Origin of the sequence: Natronomonas sp. (assembly GCF_028274965.1) — an archaeon.
Taxonomy (GTDB): Archaea; Halobacteriota; Halobacteria; order Halobacteriales; family Haloarculaceae; genus Natronomonas.
In genome coordinates this window covers 1-16836 of record NZ_JAQCNO010000002.1, presented here as the reverse complement: position 1 = coordinate 16836, position 16836 = coordinate 1, and the positions used below count along the sequence as shown (strand labels likewise).

Genomic DNA, 16836 nt, shown 5'->3' with positions numbered 1-16836 from the left:
GTTATGCGGTCTCTGCTTCGACGACGGCCTCGCCGGCCTCCTCGAAGCGGGCGGCGCGAACGCGGAGTTTCAGCGGCGGCTTCGAGCGCCCGCGCTCCCAGACCGTCTCGTTGATCGAGGGGTCGAGCCTGACCGCGTCCTCGTCGACGTTGAAGTGCTGTGCCAGGTGCGATCGGACGAGGCTCATGGCCTTGTCCGCGCGGCGCGTCTCCGATTCCGCGAGGACGTCCCGCAGCGGGACGGTCATGACCCGCTCGTCGAACTCGGCGCTCATTCGTCCGTGTCGCTTCGCCGCCAGTTGCGGCGCTTGTGGTTGCGCATCGTGTCCCGGTCGGTCTTCATGATGACCCACGCGGGAACGCGGCTGTTCTGTCGCTCCAGTTTCGAGAGCCGCTTTTTCTTCGCTTTCGACTTCTTGCTCATGATACTGTGTGGTTCCGCCGCCGCATTTAAATTCTTGTTCCTTCGCGTGCGCCCGCGGTTCGGCGGGCGGGACGGACGCGGACCGGACGGCGCGCGCCGAGGGGCCTCGGCGGAACGGTAAAGCGGGGCGAATCCGTACGCCCGCCCATGTCCGACCCCCGCCTCGAGTCGCCGATCAGCGTGGGTGGGTGCTCGCTGCGAAACCGGCTGTACCGCGCGCCGCTGCTCGAGTGTGCCGGCAACGGCCCGGACGCGGTCGACGCCCTGATCGCCGATCTCGAACCCGCGGCCGCCTCGGGTGCGGGGCTGATCCACCAGGGCGCGACGATCGTCCGCGGGGAGGGCGGCTGCGCCGCGCCGGGGATGACCCGCGTCGCCGACCCGGCGTTCGTCTCCGAACTCGGGCGGCTGACCGACGCCGTCCACGCCCGCGGGGGCGCGATCGCGATCCAGCTCGAACACGGGGGGCTCCGGAGCATGGAGGTCTGGCACGCCGGCTACCGGGAGTCGAACCCCGGGCTCGAACAGCTCGCCGTCTCCCGGCCGCCGGGGGCGCTCAGGGCGCTCGACCGGGTCGGGATGCTCGAGTTGAACCCCCGGGTGATGGACACCGGGGAGGTCCGGGAGCTCGCCGCCGACTTCGGCCGCGCAGCCGCGAACGCCGTCGACGCCGGCTACGACATGATCCACCTGGCGGGCGCGAACATGGGCATCATCCAGCAGTTCCTCTCGCCGTTCTACAACCGCCGGGACGACGAGTTCGGGATCGACCCACAGACGGGCTCCGGGATCCGGTTTCTCGAGTGCGTCCACGACGAGATCCGCGACCGCGCCGGCGACGTGGCTCTCATCACGAAGGTGCCCTCCGAGTCCGCCGCGCCGGCGGTGTTTCGCCCCCGGCTCTCGGACGACGACGCCGTCCGGACGGCAGCCAGACTCGCCGCGATCGGCTACGACGGTCTCGTGCCCGTCCGGTGTTCGGTGTTTTGGGACATGAGCATCGTCCGGGGGGCGTTCCCGGCTGCCGCCTGGCGGGCCGAATCGCTCCGCCCCGGGTACGTCGAGGCCTTCGGCGGGCCCGGGCGTGCCGCGGCGGTGGCGGCCGGCAACTGGGTGCAGTCGCGGTACTACGACCGCGAACCGGGCTGGAACGCGCCCCTCGCCCGCCGCGTCCGGGAGCGGGTCGACGTGCCCGTCTTCCTCGAGGGCGGGCTCCGGACGCGGGGGGAGTTAGACCGGTATCTCGGCGACGCGGCTGATCTCGTCGGGATGGGGCGGCCCTTTTACGCCGAACCGCGGCTCCCGGCGCGGCTGTTGGACGGCGATCGGGGGACCGAAGCCGTCTGTGAGGACTGCAACAACTGCGCGGTCGCGCAGGCCGCCGGGGCCAGCGGCGCGTGTCGGACGCCGGCGGTGCTTCGACGCGCGGGCGAACTCCGCGAGGAGGGCGCCTACGACCGAACGGGGTGAGCGTCCGGCTGGAAGCCCCTCAGGACGCGTCGGGGACGGCGAACTCGAAGCGAGCGCCGCCGGTGGCGGAGGCCCCGACGGAGACGCTCCAGCCGTGGGCGGCGGCGATCTCGCGCACGATCGTCAGCCCGAGGCCGGTGCCATCCTCGCTCGTCGTGTGGCCGTATTCGAGGACGGCCCCGCGTTCGGACTCGGGGATGCCGACGCCGTCGTCCTCGACGGCGAACCCGCCGGGAAACGACACGATGCGGACGGTGAGTTCCGTCCCGCGCGGATCGGCGCTGTCGGCGCTGTCGGCGGTCCCCTCGTCGCGTTCCGTCGGGCCGTCGGGTAATCCGTGCTCGACGCTGTTGCGAAACAGGTTCTCGAAGAGCTGTCTGAGCCGCGTGCGGTCGGCGCGGACGGTACCGTCCGAGCCGGGGTCGGCATCAACGACGAGCGCCGCGCCGTCGGTTTCGACGGTCGCCCAGGCGGCCTCGGCGACGTCGTCGATGCGGATCGGCTCCGGGTCGCCGATGTCCTCGCCGGAGCGGGCGAGCGTCAACAGCGTCTCGATGAGCCGGTCCATCCGGGCGAGCGCCTCGTCGATCCGATCGAGCGCGTCGGCGTCGCCCTCCCGCGCGAGGCCGACGAACCCCTGTGCGACGCTCAGGGGGTTCCGGAGGTCGTGGCTGACGACGCTTGCGAACGTGTCGAGGCGCTCGTTGCGCCGCCGGAGCTCCTCGCGGCGCTGGGCGCGGTCGATCGCGGCCTCGACGTTCGCCGCCAGCGTCCGGGACAGCGAGACGTCCGATCCGTCGAAGTCGTCCCGCGACTCCGAGCCGATCATGAACACGCCCCACCCGCCGAGCGGGAGGATGATCTCGCTGCGGAGCGGCGACGATCCGGCGTACGCGTCCGGGCGCGCGTGAACGTCGTCCACGTACTCGGAATCGCCGCTCTCGAAGACCGACCACGCGATGGCGTCCCCGCGCTCGAAGGGGTCCGGGTCGCCGACGAGTTCGGTCGCTTCGTCCGTCTGTGTCGCCGGTTCGAGCCGGTCGCTCGCGGGGTCGTAGCGGTATATGCCGGCGACCTCCAGCCCGAGGACGTCGGCGGCCGCCCGGACGGCGCGGTCGGTTATCTCCTCGACCGAGTCGGCGTCCAACAGCCCCCTCGTCGCGTCGTGAAGCGCCGTCATGCGGGACTCGTAGCGGTGCTGTTCGGTGACGTCGCTGTAGACCGCGTACGCGTCGGTGGTCGGCGTTGCGGTGTCGAGCGGGATCACCTGCAGCCGGAACACGCGCGTCTCCCCGGAGGCGGTCCGGCGGAACACCTCCGTTTCGACGTGTCCGTCCGTCCGGGCGTCTCGGTTGATCCGTTCGGCCTCGTCCGTCCGTTCGGGGGGGACGATGACGTCGTCGATCGGCGTCCCGAGGGCGTCGTCGTCGATCCCGAACGTCCGCCGGAAGGCGTCGTTCGCCCGCCGGAGGATCGACTCGCCGTCGACGTAGGCGATCGCGGCGATGCAGTCGGAGCTGTTCTCGAACAGCGCCGACGTCCGGTCGCGCTCGGTTTTGAGTTCGGCCTCCCGGGAGCTCCGTCGGCCGTCGTAGATCCCGACCAACAGTCCGGCGAGCGCGCCCATCGTCACGACGTGGCTGAAGATGATCCGGGGTTTGAGGTCGCCCTGCACGATCTGGAAGTAGTACACCCACGCGGTGATCGCGAAGGTGAGGAGCCCGCCGAGGAGGCTCCAGGCGGTGGTGCGGCGGGCCGAGACGATGTGCGGCAGTCGGCCGGTGACGAGCAGCCAGCCGGCGACGATCAGGGCGCTGTCGACCGCGAGCGGCAGGGAGTTCTCGAGCAGCGTGAGATACAGCGGGTCGGCCTGCACGACGGCGTCCTCGTACACGTCGAAAAGCGTGATCACGGCGAGGACGCTCCCGAGAGCGGAGACCAGGAGACCGCCCGCGAACCGATCCGAGAGGTCGTCGCCCATCGGTACTGTACCACAGACCGTTCTGGATTATAACTACCGGTCCCCGCCTCAACGCCGGCACCGGCGCCGCGTCGAGCGATCGCGACGCCGCCGAGGCGGGAGGTCGGGGGAGGCGGCTCTGTTGAAATCCTTAATCGGTGATATGTTCTTGGGATCATGCTGAATACAGCGCGCGAGTTTGTCAATCCACCATTGCGGTTGGTACTCCCTGATATACTCGGACCATAGTTCGAGAGACTGCTCTGAGTGTGTCTCAGACGCCGCACCGGCGGGGCGTTTGCGTTAGCGAACAGCTTTCCGAATCCGTTCAGAAAGGATCTCATACTGTTCGCGGCCAACGCCCTTCTCTACGTAGTCCGTCACGTCATCTAAGATCGCCTGCTTGATCACTTTCTTGCTCCCTTGCCCCGTATAGAGGATAAACGGTAAGTTCGGATAGCGCTCCCGGATCTCGTTAAGAAATCCGAGGCCGTCTGTCCCGGGCATCTGATAGTCGCTCACAATACAATCGAAGAACTCGGCGGGGGTATCTACCTGATTGAGGGCATCGAGTCCGTCTGATGCGGTCAACACAGATGTGAAAGAGAACTGATCGGATTGCTCCTGTAAGAACACTTCCGCCATCTCTATGTCATGGGGGTCGTCATCGACAAGCAGTATTTCGATTGTATCGTTGAATCCGGCCGTAGTCCCGATTTTGTCCGTGGACAGGAGGTCTGCTCGCAGGTAGCGACCGAATAGATTGAGTGCCCGAAAAGACGGCATACAAACGGTTGTTTTACTGATCCGATTACCAGTGTCCGAGTAGAGGACCGCTACCGGCTCTTGATCACCGTTTGTCGAGGAACTCGAAGGGGTTTTGAACTTGGTTACCTCGTCCCGACGGATACTGATCTGATCATCAGTTTCATCCGGGCGAAGATGAATTTGCGAGTTAGTGACGAAAAGTTGGTACGTATGCCGTTCTCTTTTTTCAACTCCGGTTCGACTTCGATACGTGGCGACGACTTCCGCTCCGTTTAATAGCTTCTTGTAGAGAACGTTCTGGAATTTAACTAATATTTTTATGTCTGCACTGATCGAAATCGTCTCTCGCTGATTGTCACTCCAAAACGCAAGAGTGACTGTCTCAGTTGATCCAGTCTTCCGTAGCCGCGAAGCCCCCTGGACGATATCAAAGATACTCGAGAACTCTATTGTCCGTTTTGTGCCGTCTATCGCCACCCCGATCTTTCCATCGGTTACAACGATTCGGGATTGAAGAGGTCTGTCTTCCGTCGAGTCGCTTAATTCGACCTCGGCGTCGAAGTCCGCAACGATAGATCTTGACAAAGTAACAGCGGATATGCACAGCAACAATATGATTGTTTTCACCGTTTTAGCCAGTTGAGTTCATTTATAATAGATGATGCCAGGCCACCCCTCTGTAGATTGGCGAACCGTTCTGCAAACCGTGTTAAGATCGATTCCGCTGTACTGTCCAGGAGCGCATCGAGCCGTTAGATTTAAAAAATTATTACTCAGTGGTTCGTATCTCTACAGAGAATGGGTTCGCCGCTGTCTCTGTTGTGCGTTGGTATTGATGCGGAAGATCGGTCCGCGATAATGGAGGTTCTCAGACGGGCAGACGTTACGGTTGACCCTGTCTCTAAACCCGATGCCGAAGCAGCGTTGTCGTTTCTTGCGGACGCGGAGAAACTCCCAGACTGTATTGTCGGCGCTTACCATCTCCCTGGAATAGATGGCATCGAATTCAGCCAACGACGAACTAGCCAGGGTATGGGATCGGCCGTTCCGCTCGTGTTATTGGTTGAAAATAGCTCAGAGTCGATCGCGGTGTCAGCACTCAACGCTGGCGTCTCAGGATACATTCAGCGAGATCATCCAGACGCAATTGATCAGCTCGCGGATCGGATCCGAGACGAGATTGACTCCGCTCGTTTTCTGGGAGATGCCGTCACTGAATCCGTGTTTGAAAACTGTCGGGCGGAATTGGAGTGGGAGCGAGAGCGGTTCGGAGAAATCAGGCGAGTGCTCTCTCATGATTTGCGGAGCCCATTGAATGTGGCAAAGGGGTATACTCAGTACATCTCCACCGGGACAAATGGGGGGGATAGCCAAGAAAACGACCGGAATGAACCGTTATCGGAAATTGCGACAGCCCTCGATCGTATCGATTCATTTCTTGACGATCTGAACGTGCTGATACAGCAGGGCCAGCCAGTCGGCTCACCGGAACCCTTAGAACTCAAAGAGGCCGCTCGTTCGGCTTGGAGCCGGAGTCATACAAAAAAAGCACGTCTCCAGATAGTTGCGAAGGAGCCTCTGGTCTCGGGGAAGATAATGGCTGACCGCGAAAGAACGCTTGGACTACTTCGGGAACTGTATACCAACGCGATTGATCACGGACCACCGGAAGTAACGGTTGAGGTCGGACCGCTGTCCGATGGGTTCTACGTTCTGGATGACGGCCCCGGCATTCCCGAAGACACTCGAGAGGACGTGTTCCGGGCAGGGATGTCCGATCGTAAGGGACGAAATGGGCTCGGATTAGCACGAGTGAAACATATTGCTTCTGCTCACGGATGGAGCGTTTCAGTGTGTGAAAGATCGGAATGCGGCGGTTGCTTTGAGATTACCGGGGTTAATATTAGTGCCGGATAGCTTCTTTCCGAGTTCCTGTCAAACACCAGTATAATCCTGCAGAGCCTCCGTATTCAGCAACCAGCACCTATCAATCCCTGGGGGTTTCAACAGAGCCGGGCGGGATGTTATGTGTCCGGGCGACCGACGGTGGGTGTGGAGGTCGTCATCGTCAGCGACACGCACGTCAAGTCCCGCGCGGCGTCGCTGCCGGCGTGGGTCGAGGCGTCGATCGAAGCGGCCGATCACGCCGTCCACGCGGGCGATTTCGACTCGCGGCCCGCCTACGAGCGGATCGACGCGCTGGCCGAGGGGCTGACCGCCGTCGGCGGGAACATGGACCGGGCGCTCGGGCTGCCGGCCGTCGCCCGCGTCGACCTCGGCGGCGTCCGGTTCGTCGTCACCCACGGCGACGGCGACGAGGGGGACTACGAGTCGCGTCTCCTCGGGGCGGTCGAGGCGAACGTCGCGGGCGAGGAGGCTGTCCCGACCGTCGGCGTCGGCGGACACACCCACCGCGTGCTCGACGCGGAGCGCGGCGGGTATCGCCTCCTCAACCCCGGCAGCGCGACCGGCGCGTGGCCGGCACAGCGCGCCACGCTGATCGAGGCGACCGCGCGCGACGGGACGCTATCGGTCGCGGTCCGCAGCGGCGAGGGGTGACCGAGGAGGGGCCACCCCGGGACGGCGACAGTCTCCGGTACCGCGGTCCTTTTTGTCCGTTCGGCCCCTCGAATGTGTATGGAGACGCGCGCCGTCGGCGGACTACCGGAGATCGAGGCCGGCGACGACCTCGCGGAACTCGTCGCCGCCGGGACCGACCTCGGGGACGGCGACGTGCTCTGTGTCGCGAGTACGGTCGTCTCGAAGGCCGAAGGCCGGAAGGCCGACCTCTCCTCGTTTCCGCCCTCCGAGCGGGCCGAGGCCATCGCCGGACGGTTGGAGGCCGCGACCGGGGAGCACAAAGACCCCCGGTTCGCCCAGGCGATACTCGAGGAAAGCGAGGAGCTTCTCACCGAGGCGCCGTTCGTCCTGTCGGTCACGCGGTTCGGGCACGTGACCGTCAACGCTGGGATCGACCGCTCGAACGTCCCGGGGGCGGACCTGCTGTTGTTGCCGAGTGATCCAACGGCGTCCGCCGAGGGGCTCTCGGCGGCGCTCGGGGTGCCCGTCGTCGTGACGGACACGTCCGGGCGGCCGTTCCGCTACGGCCAACGCGGCGTCGCGATCGGGTGGGCCGGCATGCCCGCCGCCCGCGATTGGCGCGGCGAGTCCGACCGCGACGGCCGCGAACTCGACGTCACCGTCCAGGCCGTCGTCGACGAACTCGCCGCCAGCGCGAACCTCGTCACCGGCGAGGGCGGGGGCGGCACCCCCGCGGCCGTGATCAGCGGGTGGTCGTTCGGCGACCACGCCGGCGACGACGACCTCTTCCGGCGGGCCGAAGACGACATCGTCAGGGAAGCGCTCCGCCGGTGGGAGTGGGAGTCCGAGAGATGAACGCCGCCGCGCCGTCCCGGAGGGACGGCCCGACAACGAACGCATGATAGGGATCGAACTCACCCCCGAGCATCCGGTCAGTCGCATCGCGGAACTGGGCGAGCGCGCCGAATCGAACGGCTTCGACACCGTGTTCAGTTCCTGTCACTACAACAACCGCGACCCCTTCGTCGCGCTGGATCGGATCGCCCGGCGGACCGAACGCGTCAGGATCGGCCCCGGGATCGCCAACCCCTACGAGATCCACCCCGTGACGCTCGCCTCGCGCGTCGCCTCCCTCGACGAGTCCTCGGGGGGACGGGCGGTCTACGGGATCGGCCCGGGAGACCGCTCGACGCTCGAGAACCTCGGGTTCGAACACGACCGCGCGCTCCGGCGGGTCCTCGAGTCGTTCAAGACCGCACAGAAGCTTTTCGCCGGCGACCGCGTCGATCACGACGGGACCTTCGAGGCGACCGACGCGGGGTTGAACTTCGGGATCGAAAGCGAGTCGATCCCGGTGTACGTCGGCGCGCAAGGGCCCCACATGATCCGGATGTCGGCGAAACACGCCGACGGAATGTTGCTGAACGCCTCGCATCCGAAGGACGTCGCCTGGGCGGCAGAGCGGGTCGAATCGGGGCTGTCCGACCGGCCGGCGGAGCGCGGCGAGTTCGATTTCGCCGCCTACGCGTCGGTCTCGCTCGCGAGCGACGAGGACGCCGCCCGCGAGGCCGCGCGGCCGCCGGTCGCCTTTATCGCCTCGGGCGCGGCGCCGCCGGTGTTGGAGCGACACGGGATCGACGGCGAGGCGGCCGCCGAGATCGGGTCACACATCTCCGCCGGCGAGTTCGACGCCGCCTTCGAGGGCGTCACGCCGGGGATGATAGACGCCTTCTGTATCGCCGGGACGCCGGAGACGGTCGCCGACCGGATCGACGGCGTCATGGAACACGTCGACAGCTTCGTCGCCGGGTCGCCGCTTGGCCCGGATCTCGAGGAGGCGATCAGGCTGGCTGGTTCGGTTCTTCGGGACCGGACAGACCGTTCTTGACCACGGAGAGGAACGCACCGAGCGTCGCGACGCCGAAGACGCCGACCGCGAAGCCGGTGATGATCGCGCCGCTGAGAAGCATCGCGCCGACGAGGGGGTCGACGCTTGCGATCTCGGCGAACTGCTCGACCGCGCCGATGGTGTTGTCCCGCAGGTCCGTCGTGATCTCGACCATGCCGTAGTCTCAGAGCCCACGCACTTGGGTGTGTCCGTCTCGGTCGGGCGCCCGCGTCGGGCTCTCGCTCCCATTGAAGTGTCCGGGCGCACAAACGACGGGTATGCGCGAGACCTCCCTCGAGGACTTCGTCGACGAAGCGGAGGGGTCGACGTACGCCTGGACGCCGGGCGGGCGGGCCTGTCCGGCGTGCGGATCGGTCGTCGAGCGGCGCTGGCGGGACGGCGACGAGCTCGTCTGCGTCGACTGTGTTAGCTGGTGACACGGGACAGGCGAGGTTAGCGCGGGCGAGTTCGTCGTCGCCGTCGTCTGGGCCGGAGCCGGACGGCGTTGTCGGTGCGCATCGGAAGACGGTGTCGGCTGTCGGTGCCGGTGTCGAGGCCGCGGAATAAATACGGTTCGGGGAGAATCGGGAGCCGTTTCGGTGCGGGCGGGGCGACCGCCGGGGGCGGCGGGTCCGATAACGAAAAGAGCGCCCGCCCACAAGCCGCGGGTATGCGCATCGCCGTACCCAACAAGGGGCGTCTCCACGAGCCGGCACTCGAGCTGTTAGAGCGAGCCGGGCTCCACGTACAGGACGGGGCCGACCGGAAGCTCTACGCGGACACCGTCGATCCGGACGTCTCGGTCCTGTTCGCCCGGGCCGCCGACATCCCGGAGTACGTCTCCGACGGGGCGGCGACGCTCGGTATCACCGGGCTCGATCAGGCGCGGGAGTCGCGGGTCGATCTCGTCGATCTGCTCGATTTGGAGTTCGGGGCGTGTCGGCTCGTGTTGGCCTCGCCGGAGGACGGCGGCATCGACGCGCCCGAGGAGCTCTCGGGCAGGACCGTTGCGACCGAGTTCCCGGCGATCACCCGCGGGTACTTCGAGGCGATCGGCGTCTCGCCGGACATCATCGAGGTCTCGGGCGCGACGGAGCTGACGCCGCACGTGGACATCGCCGACGCGATCGTCGATATCACCTCGACGGGGACAACGCTGCGGATGAACCGCCTCGAGGTCGTCGACGAGGTGCTCGAATCGTCGGTCCGGCTGTTCGCCGACCCCGCGGTCGCCGAGGACCCGAAGGTCGGACAGATCGAGACGGCGTTCCGGTCGGTCCTCGACGCCGGCGGCAAGCGGTATCTGATGATGAACGTCCCGAAAGGATCCCTCGCGGAGCTGAAAGACCGGATCCCGGGCATGGGCGGGCCGACGGTGATGGACGTCGCCGACGGCGAGACGGTCGCGGTCCACGTCGTCGTCGACGAGCGCGAGGTGTTCGAGGTGATCCCGGACCTCAAGGACGCCGGCGCGACGGACATCCTCGTGACGGAGATCGAGCGGCTGATCCCCTGAGGCCGTCTGGTGTAACGAGCCGCGCCGGGCGGAGAGCGCGGTCGTCGATGCGAGATCTTAACAGCCGCGGGCGAGAGCGTGGGGGTATGACACGATCGATAGACGGCGACGCAGCGATCGTTACCGGCGCGAGTTCGGGGATCGGCCGAGAGACGGCGCTCGCTCTCGCCCGGGAGGGCGCGGACGTGGCGCTCGCCGCCCGCCGCGAGGAGCGACTGTCGGAGTTGGCCGAGCGGATCGAGGCCGAGACCGACGCAGAAGCGCTCGTCGTGCCGACCGACATGCGCGAGGAGTCGGCCGTCGAGGCGCTTGTCGAAACCGCGGTCGAGGCGTTCGGCGGGCTCGACGTGCTCGTCAACAACGCCGGGATCGTCGTCGGACAGGGCATCGAGGACCTCCCGACGTCTGAGTACCGGGCCATGATGGAGACGAACGCGGACGGGATGTTCTTCGCGACGCGGGCCGCGCTGTCGCACCTCCGGGAGTCGGCCGGGACGATCGTGTTCATCGGGAGCTTCGCCGGACAGTATCCGCGGTCGTACAACCCGGTGTACGCGGCGACGAAGTGGTGGGTTCGCGGGTTCGCACAGAGCGTCGCCGCCGAGACGACCGGCGACGTCGCCGTCACCACGATCAACCCCTCGGAGGTGCGGACGGAGATCGCCGCACAGACCGGCGAGAGCTTCGAGGAACGGTTCGACGAGGGCGAGGCGCTCGAACCGGAGGACATCGCCGAGGGGGTCGTGTTCGCGGCCAAACAGGACGACGCGATGGTGAGCGAACTCGACCTGTACCGCCGGGACAAGTTCGAGATCTTCTGAGGCGGCCCCGACGCGACCCCTCCCGGGATCCGGGCGGACGGCGCGCCGACGGGGGCGTCGGAGGGGGACCACGAACGTTCGATAGCTCCGCGCTCGGGTTTTCGTTCGTCCACCTCTCGTTCCGAGCGGTTGGATAACAAGAAGTTTTATTACACTCTGCGTCGTGGGTGTCAATGCAATGGCCGAAAACAACTACGGTCGTCCACCGTTTGCCGCCCGAACCGAACGGGGGCGTTCGTACGCGCGACTCGGCACGGTTCGTCCGAAGGGGGGGATGCGCCACGACAGGTGACGGCCCACTGGAGCGTCTCAGGCACCTGCCATTCCGCGGTCGGCCGATCCACCATCACCTTCGCTCCGACCAGTGGTTCGCTCACCATCCGGCCGACCGCACTCCGTTTTTCGGGACCGGCATGGGTCCCGTCCGGCGTCCCCATCCCCATCGGGGCCGCCGATCGTTTATGTAGTTCACCGAGAGGGCCTCGACCGTCGACCCCGGGACGGGCGTCGGGTCAGGCCTCGAAGCCGTCCTCGAACCGGAAGGTGCCGTTGCGCTGGACGGTCTCGCCGTCGACCTCGATGACGGAGTCCTCCGACATGTCGACGATCATGTCGACGTGGACCGCGGACTCGTTCGCCTCCCGGTCCTCGCCGACGCAGGCGTCGTAGGCGCGGCCGATCGCCATGTGGACGGTGTCGCCCATCTTCTCGTCGAAGAGCATGTTGTAGGTGAACCGATCGATGTCGCGGTTCATGCCGATCCCGAGTTCGCCGAGCCGGCTCGCGCCGGGGTCGGTGTTCAACACCTCGGTCAGGAGGTCCTCGTTCTCTGCTGCGGCGTGCTCGACGACCTCGCCGTCCTCGAAGACCAGGTGGGCGTCGGTGATCTCCCGGCCCTGGTGGTACAGCGGCATATCGAACAGCACCTCGCCCTCGACGCTGTCGGCAACCGGCGCGGTGAACACCTCCCCGCCCGGGAGGTTCTTCTCGGCGTTGTCGTTGAGGGTGTTCATGCCGTCGACCGACAGCCGCACGTCGGTCGTGTCGCCGCTTTTGATTCGGACCTCGTCGGCGGGATCGAGGATCTCGACCATCCGCGCTTGGTGTCGTCGCTGGGCCTCCCAGTCCTTGTTGACGGCGTCCCAGACGAAGTTCTCGTAGGCCTCGGTGCTCATCCCGGCCAGTTGGGCGTTTCCGGAGGAGGGGTACTGCGTGAGACACCACCGCTTCGAGAGCGCGGCCTCCTGGACGGGCTTGCGGGACTTCGAGTACGCGGCCTGCGTGGCCGGGTCGACGTCGCTCTCCTCGGTGGCGTTGTGCTCGGCGCGGACGCGGATCAACACGTCGCTCGCCTCGTAGAGCGCCTGCGTGTGCGTCGGCGTTTCGAGCCCGTCGGCGTCCGCGGCCCGGAGGTACGCCCGCTGGGCCCGGCTGTCGCTCGCGAGATACACCGGCGATGCCCCGCGGTCGCCGACGAGTTCGTGCAGCGCGACCGCGAGGTCCTCGGCGGCGCTCGGCGCGCTGATGACAACGTTGTCGCCGGGCTGTACGCCCGTCGAGTGTTCGACGATGATCTCTGCGTGTTCGCGGATCCGTGGATCCATACCGGCGTTCGGTCCGCTGTCGGCTATACGCTTGTGGTCGATCCGCGCGCGAACCGGGGACGGAGCGCGCCGCCCTCGGGAGACACGACTAAGTCCCCGTTGACCGAAGAGGGGCGTATGTGGAACCGGGGCGAACGGACGGAGGTCACCTGTATCGCCTGCGGGGAGACGCTCGACCGCGCCGACGCCCGCGAGTACGACAAACACGGCGACCGCTTCGAGCGCCGCGAGAAGTCCTTCGAGCACCTGTGTAAGCCGTGCTACCGGGAGCTGTGTCATCAGCCGCGGCGCGGCCTCGAGTCGCTGTTGGTCGCCCTCGATCGCGCGGAGTCGGAGGGTGGGTTCGTCGAGCGCTACTACGAGCACCTGACGGACGCCACGGAAGGGACCGACGGCGGGCGCGAGCGCGAGCGCTGAGCGCTCTCGGCGGCCTCGCAACGACTAACTGTGCGAGCGACCAACCGCCTGGCATGAGTGACCGCGACGAGCAGGCGTACGCCGGGACGGCGGAGGGCAAAGGGCCCGTCAGGATCGACGAGGAACTCGCCCGTCACCTCGAGAACAAACGCGAGGAGCTCTTCGAGGAGTTCGAGATCCGCGACGAGTTCCCGCCGGAGGTGCTGCGGGAGGCCGAGGAGCGCGCGGCCGACCCCGAGGGCGACATCCGGACCGAACTCGAAGATCGGCGGGACCTCCGGGAGTTGACGACGTGGACGACCGACCCGGCCGACGCCCAGGACTTCGACGACGCCGTCTCGATCGAGCGGACGGACACCGGCTACCGGCTGTGGGTCCACATCGCTGACGTCACCCACTACGTCGCCCCGGAGACGGCGATGTGGGAGGAGGCCATGGAGCGCGGAAACACGGTGTATTTGCCCGCCTACACCGTCCACATGCTCCCGCCGATCCTCGCCGAGACCGTCTGCTCGCTCGTCCCCAACGAGGACCGCCTCGCGCACACCGTCGAGATGCACATCGACGGGGAGACCCTCTCGCACGAGTCGATCGACATCTACAAGTCGGTCGTCCACTCCGACGCCCGCCAGACGTACAACGACTGCGAGGACCGCCTCGAGGACCCCGACGCGCCGCTGCACGAGGCCAACAGCCTCGCGTACGAACTCGCCGAAAAGCTCCACGAGCAGCGCAAGGACGACGGGTCGCTCGTGTTGAACCCGAAGCGCGACCGGGCGCACACGATCATCGAGGAGTGCATGCTCAAGGCGAACAAGGCCGTCACACACACGCTCCAGTGGGACCGGGGGCTCGAGGCGATGTTCCGGGTACACCCCCAGCCGACGCCCCAGGAGTGGGACGAGGCCCTCCAGGAGATACAGGAACTCGACGGCGTGTCGATCCCGGGCGACGCGTGGGACGATCCCCGAAAGGCGGTCAACGCGACGCTGGAGGAGGCCCCGGGGCGGCAACTCGACAAGATCCAGTGGGCGGTGATGAAGGTGATGCCGCGGGCGAAGTACATGGCCGATCCCTTCGGGGGCCACCACGCGCTGAACTTCGAGATCTACGGCCACTTCACCTCCCCGATCCGGCGGCTCTCGGATCTCGTCAACCACTGGATCGTCTACACGGACGGGGTCCCCGACGGGATCGGGGACCTGTGCGACCACGCCAGCGACAAACAGAAGGACGGCGAGACCTGCGAACGGATCTACAAGGACTTTCTCCAGGAGGTCGGCCTCGACCCGCACGCGGTCAACAACCGGGGGATCGAAGTCGTCGACGACCCGGCGGACGCCGAGTACACCGCCTGAGTCGGTCGCGCCGGCTCGTCGGGGCGTCCCGGCGGACAGGACGCGACGGGCGGGCCGCCGAGGGCGGTTCAGTCCCGGCCCCGATCAGTCCGGATCTGACCCGCTTTTTTGTTCGACGTCCGACATCTGCTCGGTGAAGTCCCAGGTGTAGAGTCTCCCCGGATCGATTCTGATCCGGACCTCCTCGCGGTCCCCGCCGAGGAGCCGGCGCGCGGTCCGGTTGTCGGTCCCGCCGAGGTACCGCTTCAGTAGCTCCGCGAGGAGCGCTTTGTCCTCGTCGGGAGCGATCGACGCCGTCCCGTCGCCCCGGACGCCCCTGTAGGGCGGTTCGTCCTCGGAGACCTCGAAGGCGATCTCGGGGTCGGCCTCGAGGTACCGGACGACGTCCGCGTCGGCCCGCGTCGCGCAGTGAAACGATCCGTCGCGGTACACGTACCACAGCGACAGCATCCAGAGCCCGCCGGGAGGCGTCCGGCAGGCGAGCCGGATCGGAACGGTCGCCTCCCGCAGGTACGTCTCCGCCTCAGCGTTCGACCACGCGCCCGTCCAGGTCGGCATACGCGGGGTAGGGCTCGGGGCGGTAACTACCTGATGGAAACGCGGTGCGTCACTCGCCCCGTCGGCGGGGCGGATACGGGGGTACAGCGGAGACGGTTCGATCGCTCTTCACGTCCGTTCGTCGCAGAAGCGCCCGAGGCGGGATTTGAACCCGTTGTGAATCTCACTTCGTTCGGTTCGCGTGATTCAAACGCCTTGTTGGGTATTTGCGGCTCGCGGCTTGCTCGCCGCAAAATACGCCCGAGGCGGGATTTGAACCCGATGGCGAGACGGTCGCTCACTGCGTTTGCGCTGCGTCTCGCGTGGTTCGAATCCGCCGTGAGGCCGCGTCGCTCCTCACGTCCGTTCGTCGCAGAAGCGCCCGAGGCGGGATTTGAACCCGCGTCACGACCGTGACAGGGTCGTATGATGGGCCACTACACCACCCGGGCAACCTGCACTCGTCCGTAACCCGGTTCGGGCCTTAAGACTTTCCAAAGGGCGGTGCCGCGGTGCGCTCTCACATGCCGACCGCGGCGCGGCGAACCGGCGGTGTTACTCCGGTTTGAGCCCCTCGCCTTGGACGCGCATGACGGCCTCGCCGTCGGGGAGGTTCGGCGCGTCGACGAGTTTGACGATCCGCTTGTCGGCCTTCGATTTCTTGAGGTACATCCGGAAGGTGGATTTGTGCCCGAGGATGTTGCCGCCGATGGGCTTCGTCGGGTCGCCGAAGAACGAGTCGGGGTTCGACTGGACCTGGTTCGTCACGACGGTGGCGGCGTTGTAGAGGTTCCCGACGCGGTCGATGTCGTGGAGGTGCTTGTTGAGTTTCTGCTGTCTGTCGGCGAGTTCGCCCCGGCCGACGTACTCGGCCCGGAAGTGCGCGGTCAGCGAGTCGACACAGACCAGCCGGACGGGGTAGTCGTCGTCCTCGTACTCGGCGGCGATCTCCTGGGCCTTCTCCGCGAGGAGGATCTGGTGGTTCGAGTTGAACGCCTTTGCGACGTGGATCTTGTCGAGGAACTCGTCGACGAGCGCCTCCATCGCGTCCTCGTCGCCGGGCGCGCCGTCGATGTCCCGGTCTTCCATTGCGGCCTCGATCGTGTCCTCGGAGAGCCCCCGGACCATCTCGTCGATCCGTTCGGGGCGGAAGGTGTCCTCGCTGTCGACGAAGATACAGCGCCCGTGGAGCCCGCCGGCGTCGGTCGGGAGCTGGACGTTCACCGCGAGTTGGTGGGTGACCTGGGACTTGCCGGCGCCGAACTCGCCGTAGACCTCCGTGATCGATTGGGTCTCGACGCCGCCACCGAGCATGTCGTCGATCTCCGGGATGAGCCACTGGAGCTTGCCGATCTCCTCGCGGCGTTCGAGCACGTCGGAGCCGGTCTCGAAGCCGCCGATGTCGGCCGCGTTTCTGGCGGCCTGGATGATGTCGTTCGCGTTCGATTCGCCGATGTCGGCGGTGTTCGAGAGCTCGCCGGGGCTGGCGACGGCGATGCTCTGATAGGAGTCGTACCCGTTCTCGCGGAGCTT

General features: G+C 66.5%; 18 protein-coding genes and 1 tRNA gene. 10 read left to right on the top strand and 9 right to left on the bottom strand.

Annotated features, from left to right (window positions below; translation table 11 throughout):
* Position 1 precedes the first annotated feature (1 nt).
* Positions 2 to 274: a 50S ribosomal protein L31e gene (locus Q0916_RS00370; protein ID WP_299232771.1), complete on the bottom strand. Its 273-nt coding sequence runs from the start codon at positions 272 to 274 to the stop codon at positions 2 to 4.
* Positions 271 to 423 (bottom strand): 50S ribosomal protein L39e, encoded by a 153-nt coding sequence (locus tag Q0916_RS00365; protein WP_299232768.1) that lies wholly within the window; start codon positions 421 to 423, stop codon positions 271 to 273. The genes Q0916_RS00370 and Q0916_RS00365 overlap by 4 nt, the downstream gene beginning before the upstream one ends.
* Positions 424 to 570: 147 nt before the next feature.
* Between Q0916_RS00365 and Q0916_RS00360 the strand changes: the two genes are divergently transcribed.
* The gene (locus Q0916_RS00360; RefSeq protein ID WP_299232765.1) at positions 571 to 1893 is read left to right on the top strand and encodes an NADH:flavin oxidoreductase; all 1323 of its coding nucleotides are present in this window, start codon (positions 571 to 573) and stop codon (positions 1891 to 1893) included.
* Positions 1894 to 1912: 19 nt separating this feature from the next.
* Here the strand turns inward: Q0916_RS00360 and Q0916_RS00355 are convergent, their stop codons facing one another.
* Together Q0916_RS00355 and Q0916_RS00350 are read right to left on the bottom strand one after the other, a co-directional pair.
* Positions 1913 to 3874, bottom strand: a complete 1962-nt coding sequence (locus Q0916_RS00355; protein WP_299232762.1) for a sensor histidine kinase — start codon at positions 3872 to 3874, stop codon at positions 1913 to 1915.
* A 282-nt stretch (positions 3875 to 4156) separates the two neighbouring features.
* Complete coding sequence (locus Q0916_RS00350) at positions 4157 to 5248, bottom strand: response regulator (RefSeq protein ID WP_299232759.1); 1092 nt, start codon at positions 5246 to 5248, stop codon at positions 4157 to 4159.
* 171 nt (positions 5249 to 5419) lie between these two features.
* On the opposite strand from Q0916_RS00350, the gene Q0916_RS00345 reads away from it, so the two are divergent.
* The 4 genes from Q0916_RS00345 (at position 5420) to Q0916_RS00330 (ending at position 9050) form a co-directional block, all read left to right on the top strand.
* Positions 5420 to 6538, top strand: a complete 1119-nt coding sequence (locus Q0916_RS00345) for a sensor histidine kinase (protein ID WP_299232756.1) — start codon at positions 5420 to 5422, stop codon at positions 6536 to 6538.
* Positions 6539 to 6673: 135 nt separating this feature from the next.
* Entirely contained in the window at positions 6674 to 7180 is a 507-nt protein-coding gene (locus Q0916_RS00340; RefSeq protein ID WP_299232753.1) for a metallophosphoesterase family protein, read from the top strand.
* A 78-nt stretch (positions 7181 to 7258) separates the two neighbouring features.
* Positions 7259 to 8017: a coenzyme F420-0:L-glutamate ligase gene (locus Q0916_RS00335; protein WP_299232752.1), complete on the top strand. Its 759-nt coding sequence runs from the start codon at positions 7259 to 7261 to the stop codon at positions 8015 to 8017.
* 43 nt (positions 8018 to 8060) lie between these two features.
* On the top strand, positions 8061 to 9050 hold the full coding sequence (locus tag Q0916_RS00330; RefSeq protein ID WP_299232750.1) for a 5,10-methylenetetrahydromethanopterin reductase: 990 nt from the start codon (positions 8061 to 8063) through the stop codon (positions 9048 to 9050).
* Here the strand turns inward: Q0916_RS00330 and Q0916_RS00325 are convergent.
* Positions 9004 to 9225, bottom strand: coding sequence for a hypothetical protein (locus Q0916_RS00325; protein WP_299232748.1), 222 nt, complete (start codon positions 9223 to 9225; stop codon positions 9004 to 9006). The two genes, Q0916_RS00330 and Q0916_RS00325, sit on opposite strands and share 47 nt — an antisense overlap.
* A gap of 103 nt (positions 9226 to 9328) precedes the next feature.
* Here Q0916_RS00325 and Q0916_RS00320 point away from each other — a divergent pair, with 103 nt between their 5' ends.
* From Q0916_RS00320 to Q0916_RS00310, 3 genes are all read left to right on the top strand, one after another.
* Positions 9329 to 9487, top strand: a complete 159-nt coding sequence (locus Q0916_RS00320; protein WP_299232745.1) for a DUF7573 domain-containing protein — start codon at positions 9329 to 9331, stop codon at positions 9485 to 9487.
* Positions 9488 to 9720: 233 nt separating this feature from the next.
* Positions 9721 to 10566 carry an ATP phosphoribosyltransferase gene (gene hisG / locus Q0916_RS00315; RefSeq protein ID WP_299232742.1) on the top strand — a complete coding sequence of 282 codons (846 nt, stop codon included), beginning with the start codon at positions 9721 to 9723 and terminating at the stop codon, positions 10564 to 10566.
* An 86-nt stretch (positions 10567 to 10652) separates the two neighbouring features.
* Positions 10653 to 11387, top strand: a complete 735-nt coding sequence (locus Q0916_RS00310) for an SDR family oxidoreductase (protein WP_299232739.1) — start codon at positions 10653 to 10655, stop codon at positions 11385 to 11387.
* Between the two features lie 512 nt (positions 11388 to 11899).
* On the opposite strand, the gene Q0916_RS00305 is transcribed toward Q0916_RS00310, so the two are convergent.
* Positions 11900 to 12991 (bottom strand): aminopeptidase, encoded by a 1092-nt coding sequence (locus Q0916_RS00305; RefSeq protein ID WP_299232736.1) that lies wholly within the window; start codon positions 12989 to 12991, stop codon positions 11900 to 11902.
* Between the two features lie 117 nt (positions 12992 to 13108).
* Between Q0916_RS00305 and Q0916_RS00300 the strand changes: the two genes are divergently transcribed.
* Complete coding sequence (locus Q0916_RS00300; protein ID WP_299232733.1) at positions 13109 to 13408, top strand: DUF7562 family protein; 300 nt, start codon at positions 13109 to 13111, stop codon at positions 13406 to 13408.
* 53 nt (positions 13409 to 13461) lie between these two features.
* Positions 13462 to 14766: a ribonuclease catalytic domain-containing protein gene (locus Q0916_RS00295; protein WP_299232731.1), complete on the top strand. Its 1305-nt coding sequence runs from the start codon at positions 13462 to 13464 to the stop codon at positions 14764 to 14766.
* 84 nt (positions 14767 to 14850) lie between these two features.
* Here Q0916_RS00295 and Q0916_RS00290 read toward each other — a convergent pair whose 3' ends face one another.
* From Q0916_RS00290 to radA, 3 genes are all read right to left on the bottom strand, one after another.
* Positions 14851 to 15324, bottom strand: a complete 474-nt coding sequence (locus Q0916_RS00290) for a pyridoxamine 5'-phosphate oxidase family protein (RefSeq protein ID WP_299232729.1) — start codon at positions 15322 to 15324, stop codon at positions 14851 to 14853.
* 358 nt (positions 15325 to 15682) lie between these two features.
* A tRNA-Asp gene (locus Q0916_RS00285) sits at positions 15683 to 15755 on the bottom strand.
* A gap of 103 nt (positions 15756 to 15858) precedes the next feature.
* Positions 15859 to 16836, bottom strand: a 978-nt coding sequence (radA, locus tag Q0916_RS00280) for a DNA repair and recombination protein RadA (RefSeq protein ID WP_299232726.1), incomplete at its 5' end; no start/stop codon positions are given.

What these genes read in the sequence shown, in the direction of transcription:
- hisG (WP_299232742.1), top strand. Translation starts at nt 9,721, where the DNA reads ATGCGCATCGCCGTACCCAACAAGGGGCGTCTCCACGAGCCGGCACTC.
- Q0916_RS00370 (WP_299232771.1), bottom strand. Translation starts at nt 274, where the DNA reads ATGAGCGCCGAGTTCGACGAGCGGGTCATGACCGTCCCGCTGCGGGAC.
- Q0916_RS00305 (WP_299232736.1), bottom strand. Translation starts at nt 12,991, where the DNA reads ATGGATCCACGGATCCGCGAACACGCAGAGATCATCGTCGAACACTCG.
- Q0916_RS00360 (WP_299232765.1), top strand. Translation starts at nt 571, where the DNA reads ATGTCCGACCCCCGCCTCGAGTCGCCGATCAGCGTGGGTGGGTGCTCG.
- Q0916_RS00295 (WP_299232731.1), top strand. Translation starts at nt 13,462, where the DNA reads ATGAGTGACCGCGACGAGCAGGCGTACGCCGGGACGGCGGAGGGCAAA.
- Q0916_RS00320 (WP_299232745.1), top strand. Translation starts at nt 9,329, where the DNA reads ATGCGCGAGACCTCCCTCGAGGACTTCGTCGACGAAGCGGAGGGGTCG.
- Q0916_RS00290 (WP_299232729.1), bottom strand. Translation starts at nt 15,324, where the DNA reads ATGCCGACCTGGACGGGCGCGTGGTCGAACGCTGAGGCGGAGACGTAC.
- Q0916_RS00325 (WP_299232748.1), bottom strand. Translation starts at nt 9,225, where the DNA reads ATGGTCGAGATCACGACGGACCTGCGGGACAACACCATCGGCGCGGTC.
- Q0916_RS00300 (WP_299232733.1), top strand. Translation starts at nt 13,109, where the DNA reads ATGTGGAACCGGGGCGAACGGACGGAGGTCACCTGTATCGCCTGCGGG.
- Q0916_RS00365 (WP_299232768.1), bottom strand. Translation starts at nt 423, where the DNA reads ATGAGCAAGAAGTCGAAAGCGAAGAAAAAGCGGCTCTCGAAACTGGAG.
- Q0916_RS00330 (WP_299232750.1), top strand. Translation starts at nt 8,061, where the DNA reads ATGATAGGGATCGAACTCACCCCCGAGCATCCGGTCAGTCGCATCGCG.
- Q0916_RS00335 (WP_299232752.1), top strand. Translation starts at nt 7,259, where the DNA reads ATGGAGACGCGCGCCGTCGGCGGACTACCGGAGATCGAGGCCGGCGAC.
- Q0916_RS00355 (WP_299232762.1), bottom strand. Translation starts at nt 3,874, where the DNA reads ATGGGCGACGACCTCTCGGATCGGTTCGCGGGCGGTCTCCTGGTCTCC.
- Q0916_RS00345 (WP_299232756.1), top strand. Translation starts at nt 5,420, where the DNA reads ATGGGTTCGCCGCTGTCTCTGTTGTGCGTTGGTATTGATGCGGAAGAT.
- Q0916_RS00310 (WP_299232739.1), top strand. Translation starts at nt 10,653, where the DNA reads ATGACACGATCGATAGACGGCGACGCAGCGATCGTTACCGGCGCGAGT.